This window comes from Actinomadura keratinilytica, from assembly GCF_039539665.1.
In the GTDB taxonomy this organism is placed as follows: Bacteria; Actinomycetota; Actinomycetes; order Streptosporangiales; family Streptosporangiaceae; genus Spirillospora; species Spirillospora keratinilytica.
In genome coordinates, this window is record NZ_BAABDO010000230.1 from 1 (window position 1) to 3,829 (window position 3,829).

2 protein-coding genes are annotated in these 3,829 nt (G+C 75.8%); both read left to right on the forward strand.

Going from position 1 to position 3,829, the window contains the following annotated elements; all coding sequences use genetic code 11:
• A partial coding sequence (locus ABD879_RS32290; RefSeq protein WP_345025579.1) for a condensation domain-containing protein occupies positions 1 to 1,585 on the forward strand: 1,585 nt, incomplete at its 5' end.
• Positions 1,579 to 3,829 (forward strand): condensation domain-containing protein (locus ABD879_RS32295; RefSeq protein ID WP_345025580.1); only part of this gene is annotated, 2,251 nt, incomplete at its 3' end. The genes ABD879_RS32290 and ABD879_RS32295, both read left to right, overlap by 7 nt.

Sequence of the window (3,829 nt, forward strand, 5' to 3'; positions counted from 1 at the left end):
CGTCGAACGGGTCGGCGCCGACGACGGCTTCTTCGAACTCGGCGGCGACAGCATCCTGTGCCTGCGGCTCGTCGCCCGCGCCGGCAAGGCCGGAGTGGCCATCACCGCCGCCGACGTGTTCGAGCACCGCACGCCGGAGAGACTCGCCGCCGTCGCCGCGGTCGCGGCGCCGAGCACGGCGGGGGACGGCCGGTCCGCGCCCGCCACGCCGGGCACGCGACGGCTGATGGAGCTGATGGGCGCCCGGGCGCTGGACGGACGCTCCGCCGTCTGGCGGACGGCCCCGGTGCCGGCCGGCCTCGAGACCGGCCAGGTCGCCGCGGCGGTCGAGGCTCTGCTGGTCCGCCATGACGCGCTGCGGACGGCACTGGTCCGCGACGCGGACGGCGAACCGCGCTACGAGGTGCGCGACCCCGGCCTGCGGTTGCGGCGCGTGGACGCGCGGGGACGCGACGCCCTCGCCCTGGCCGCCGAGGAGGCCGTCGGCGCGGCGGCCCGGCTGGAACCGGAGTCGGGGCGCACCTTCGAGGCGGTGTGGCTGGACCGCGGCTCCGCCGAGCCGGGCCTGCTCGTGCTCGTGGCCCACCACCTGGTGGTGGACGAGAAGTCCTGGAGCGTCCTGCGGGACGACCTGGCGGCGGCATGGGAGGGCCGCGCCCTCGGGCCGTCGGCGTCCTTCGCCGACTGGGCGCGGGTGCTCGCGGCACGGTCCGCCGACCCGGAGGTCGTCGCGGAACTGGACGCGTGGATCGACCTTCTCGGCGGAGCCGTCCGGCTGCCGTCGGGCACGCCCGGCGCGGACGTGCGCACCGCGTCCGCCGCGCTCCCGCCCGACACGGCGGCGGGGCTGCTGACGGACCTGTGCGGCTCGTACCACCTCGAACCCGCGGAGGCCCTCCTGGCCGCCTTCGCGACCGCGTTCGCGCACTGGCGGCGGCAGCGCGGCGAACCCGACGGCCCGCTGGTGGTCGAGACCGAATCCTGCGGCCGGGCGCGGTTCCGCGAAGACCTGGACGTGTCGGCCGCCGTGGGCCGGTTCACCGGCCCCCATCCCGTCCGGCTCGACGTCGGCGACGTCGACCACGACGAGATCCGCGCCGGCGGATCCGCGGCCGGAAGCCTGGTCAAGACGCTCAAGGAGCAGATCAGGGCGGTGCCCGGCGGCGGCCTCGGCTACGGGCTGCTGCGCCACCTCAACCGCGACACCGCCCCGCGGCTGGCGGCGCCGCCGGCCGCGCAGGTCGGGTTCCGCTTCGCCGACCTCACCGGCGGGGGCGGCGACCTCACCGGGACGCGCGCCGCATGGTCCCTGCAGGCCGCCGCCGAGGTCGCCGGCACGCCCGCCCGCCCGGCGGTGACGGTGTCGCTCACCTGGCCGGACGGTCTGTTCGACGAGTCGGCCATGCAAGCGCTGCTGGCGGCCTGGACGCGGACCCTCACCGGCCTGGCCCGGCACGGCGCCCGGCCCGACGCCGGCGGGCACACCCCGTCGGACCTCCCGCTCGTGGAGCTCAGCCAGACCCAGCTCGACGACCTGGAGGCCGAGTTCGAGACGGATCTCAAGGACGGGAACGGGGCATGGTGAACCGTGTCAAGGACGTCTGGCCGCTGACCCCGCTGCAGGAGGGCCTGCAGTTCCACGCCCTCTACGACCGGGACGCACCGGACGTCTACCAGGTGCAGAACTTCTTCGACCTGCGGGGGCGGCTGGACGCGGCGGTGCTGAAGGCCGCCTGGGAGGCGCTGCTGGACCGGCATGCCAGCCTGCGGGCGTGCTTCCGCCAGCCCGCGCGGCTGGACGCGCCGGTGCAGGTCATCCCGGACCGGGTGGTGCTGCCATGGCGCGAACGGGACCTGTCCCACCTGTCCGAGGCGGACGCCGAGGCCGAGGCGCACCGGCTGGCCGCGCAGGAGGCGGCCCGCCGCATCGACCTGACCAGGCCGCCGCTGCTGCGGCTGCTCCTGGTGCGCCTCGCCCGCGAACGGCACCTGCTGGTGATGACGAGCCACCACCTCCTCATGGACGGGTGGTCGCTGTTCGTGCTCAGGCGCGAGCTGGCGCAGATCTACGCGGCCGGAGGGGACGCCGGCGGCCTGCCGCCCGCCACGCCCTTCGCCGACTACCTCGCCTGGCTGGCGCAGCGGGACAAGCCCGCCGCGCGCGCGGCGTGGCGGGCGGAACTGGCCGGAGTGGACGAACCGACCCTGCTGGTGCCGTCCGGCCCCACGGCACCGGCCGTCGACGGCGGCTACCTGGAGAGGACGGCGAGCGCGGAACTCACCCGCGCGCTGGAGGCGCTGGCCAAGTCCGCCGACACCACCCTCAACACGGTGGTGCAGGCGGCGTGGGGGGTCGTGCTGGGCCGGCTCACCGGCCGCGACGACGTGGTGTTCGGCACCGTGGTCGCCGGCCGCCCGCCCGAGCTGCCCGGCGTGGACGACATGGTGGGCCTGCTCATCAACAACGTGCCGGTCCGCGTCCGGCTCGACCCGGCGGGCACGGTGGCCGACCTGCTCGCGCGGCTGCGGGCGAGCCAGGCCGCGCTGCTGCCGCACCAGCACCTGGGACTGGCGGAGATCCAGCGCTGCGCCGGTCCCGCGGCCAGGTTCGACACCCTCCTCGCCTACGAGAGCTATCCCCGCGACGACCCGGGCGGCGGCCCCGGCCGCGACGCGCTCGACATCCGGATGAACGGCAAGTCGCTCACGCACTACCCGCTCAGCCTCGCCGTGTTCCCCGGCGAGCGGCTGAGATTCGGCGGCGCCTACCGGACGGACGTGCTCACCGAAGGGTTCGTCGGAGACCTGCTCGAGCGGCTGCTCGACGTGCTCGCCCAGATGGCCGCCGCCCCCGGGCGTCCCGTGGGCGACCTGGACGTGCTGACGCGCGGCGAGGTGGAACTGTTCCGCCGGGTGAACGGCACCGATGCCGCCGCGGCCGGGGCGGGCGTCGCGGTGGAGGCCCTCGAGGCCGTGGTGGCCCGCCACGGCGACCGGGTCGCGGTGGCGGGCGACGGGACGCGCCTGACGTACCGGGAGCTGTGGGAACTGGGCCTGGCGGTGGCGGGCGGCCTGGCGCAACGCGGCGTGACCGCCGAGTCCCGGGTCGGGGTGCTGCTGCCGCGCGGCGCGGACGTCGTGGTGGCCTGGCTGGGAGTGCTGATGGCGGGCGGCGTCTTCGTGCCCCTGGACGCGTCCGCTCCGCTCGACCGGGTGAGATTCGTCGTGGACGACGCCGGGGCGGGCGTCGTGGTGACGACGGGCGAACTGGCGGACCTGGTACCTGCCGGCACGCCGTGGGTGACAGTGGAGGAGCTCAAGAGCCGCGCGGCGTCCCACCGGCCGCAGGTCGCCCTGCATCCGGAGAACGCGGCCTACCTGATGTACACCTCCGGCTCGTCGGGCGTGCCCAAGGGCGTGGTCGTCACGCACCGCGACCTGGCCGGGCTGGCGTTGAACGGCGGATGGGGCGACGCGGACGGCGTGCTGTTCCACGCTCCGCACGTGTTCGACGCGTCCCTGTTCGAGGTGTGGGTGCCGCTGCTGCGCGGCGGCCGGGTCGTGGTCGCCCCCGACGGCCGGGTCGACGGCGCGGTGCTGCGCCGGATGAAGGCCGACTTCGGGCTGGCGACGGTGCATCTGACGGCCGGCCTGTTCCGAGTGCTGGCGGACGAGGACGTCGGCGTGTTCGCGGGCCTGACGGAGGTGGCGACCGGCGGCGACGTGGTCCCGGTGCGGGCTGTGGAGCGCGTCCTGGAGACGTCGCCGGATGTGCGGGTGCGGCATTTGTACGGGCCGACCGAGGCGACGTTGTGCGCCACCTGGCGTG